1 protein-coding gene is annotated in these 2,573 nt (G+C 38.2%); it reads left to right on the forward strand.

Annotated features, from left to right (window positions below; genetic code table 11):
• Positions 1-257 precede the first annotated feature (257 nt).
• Complete coding sequence (locus NWQ57_RS14455; RefSeq protein ID WP_306022869.1) at positions 258-2,240, forward strand: hypothetical protein; 1,983 nt, start codon at positions 258-260, stop codon at positions 2,238-2,240.
• Positions 2,241-2,573 lie beyond the last annotated feature (333 nt).

Consider the following 2,573-nt stretch of genomic DNA (forward strand, 5'->3'; position numbering starts at 1 on the left):
AGCGAGATACCCTGTTATTCAAAGTTAATTCATCGCATCCACCGCTGTTTTCATCTTAAAAGACGTTTTATGGTGGTGATATAACACTTCGCTTTATAACATGCCGCTTGATTAATTTAATCAATAGAGACCTATCAATAATGTGAAGTGATTTTAGCTTGACCAATACCAAGTGGCTCAATAGTATCAGGCGGATTTTTTTAACAAGGGAGTGAAGTTAACACCCCTATTTTGAGCTGTATTAGGAGAGTAAAAAAATGGAACTATCTAAAATTGCCATTGCTGTTTCGTCTGTATGTTTATTAGCCGGTTGTTTTGAAGTTGAAGACAACAGCAACGACGAACTGGTCGCCGCGTTACAAGAACAAAATCAAATTCTACAAGAACAACAATATCAAACTAACACCGTAGCCATTCGTGGGGTTGTAGTTGATGCTTTAGAACAATCACCCGTGACTAGTGCAACAATAACGGTTAAGATCGGTGTAGAAATCGTTGCAAGCGATATTCAAACTACAAATGGTGAGTTTGTGGTGTCAAAATTACCCGCAAATTCTGATGTTGAAGTAATTGTATCGAGTCCAGATAATGCGTTTTTAACTCGAGCCTTTTTTTATGACACCGGCAGTTCTACTTCTGGCGAAGCGCAAAAGGATTTTGGCGCTTTTGTTGTATCTGAAGGGATGGAAGTATCAATCAGTGTTTTAGACTCTGAAACCAATGCGCCATTGAGCAATTTAGTGTTCGAAGGTAATTCAAGCGAGGGGACAGGATCAAGTTATAGAAATTATCTGCATACATCTAGTTTTAATGAAACCACTGGCGCCTATCTTGTCACCATACCTAAGTACTTGTCTGTGGGTCTATATGCTTCAGTTGACTCTGATAAAGATGGCGAGCCTGACTATGTTCCTGAATTAAATCAGTATGATAACGGTACAAACTTATACGTAAGTTGGTCTAATGCCAAAGAAAACCCAACGATTTATGTTGCTCAATCAACAGGAGAAGAAATTGATACAACACCCATTCAATTTAGAATTGCGGTAGTTGATAGCTTAGGGGACTCAATTGAGGGTGCCGATGTAACGTTTACTGACAATGAGACAGAGGCCTTACAAGCAAGTTATGACAGCGATAACACACAATATGTAATCAACACCGACTTTTTATTTAATGGCAATATTCAAATTCCTGCTTTTAGCGCCAATGGTGTTAACTACCAAAGTGCCTCGATAAACATTTATAAACAAAGCGATGGAAGCCTTTATATTACTCAAAGTGCTAATACTTCCGCTTCATTTAATGTGCCTCAAGATGACATTATCGAATTAGCTATTCAGCCTAGAACACTAACAAATGCAGATTCGACCTTAGAGGTGGTGTTTAAGTCTGAAGTGAATACGACAAATTCAAACTTTTCTGTGTTTTATTCACAGCCGGTGAATGTGTCTAATGATGCAATCACCTTATATAGTAGCCAAGCTTTTACCGTCACTCGCGGTAATGACAATGCTAATGACTTGGTTTTACCGGGTGTAACATTGATCGCAAGTGGGCAAAATACGACCGTTACTTCTACGCAATCACTCAATAATACTAAGTTATCGATTAGCCCAACAGAAGACTTAATAGGGGGTATGACTTATCAATATTCCGTTGGTTTGATTGAAGTTGAATCAAGTCAAGTAGAAGTCGATATAAATGGCGATGAAATCAGTTTTGTCGCCCCATATAGCGTTTTGGAAGCGTTTGATATCAATGATGTACGCTTAGATAATGATAATTACACCACTAACGGGGTATTAATCAATGCTAGCAACACCGCAGGTGAGGCCTCTACAGCAAATGACAGAGACAATAACGTTTATATTATTTTGCCAAAGAGCGTCAATAATCTACAAAATCTAACGATGCGTAAAATGATAGTCGTTGATGACGGCGTAAGTCGAAATGACACAAACACCTTCAATTTGGTCGATAATGGACAGTTAAACAACCTTTCTAAAAGTGCATCTGTTTCTTTGGCTGAAAATGAAACCATTGTACGAGACGGCAACTATACAAATATCAAGAATGGCCTTAGTTTAGCGGATGAACAACAGATATTTTTTACTTATACTTACGAATACATGAGCGACAACTTAAGTGATTCAGAAAATAGCATTACTTACGAATATGCCTATGAAACCAAAGAGGGAGAGGTCGTGACGGGTACCATCACGTTGCCTGTTAACTAGTTTAGTCAGTTTGGAATAGCAAACGATGCGTAGTATTACAACTCATCGTTTGCCTATCCAGCCTTACCTTTAGCATTTTGCTAGCCCGTTTTTAAATCAAGCCGCTTTCCTTGCAAATAGACCGACGAAACAAACAAGTCATCAATCGAAACTTTCTTTTTAAATATCAATTAACTTAGAGCTTTAAGCTTTATGGCAGAGCAGAACAGCAAACCTCTAACGCTAGTGCATCTGGTAAGGTAAAAAATAGTCAATTACGACGATTGTATTAGACTAACGAGACGATTGAATTCATTAGGGAACATGATAAAGTTGACTCGTTAGTCAATAAGC

The organism is Paraglaciecola sp. (assembly GCF_030730205.1).
Lineage (GTDB): Bacteria > Pseudomonadota > Gammaproteobacteria > Enterobacterales > Alteromonadaceae > Paraglaciecola.

What these genes read in the sequence shown, in the direction of transcription:
- NWQ57_RS14455 (WP_306022869.1), top strand. Translation starts at nt 258, where the DNA reads ATGGAACTATCTAAAATTGCCATTGCTGTTTCGTCTGTATGTTTATTA.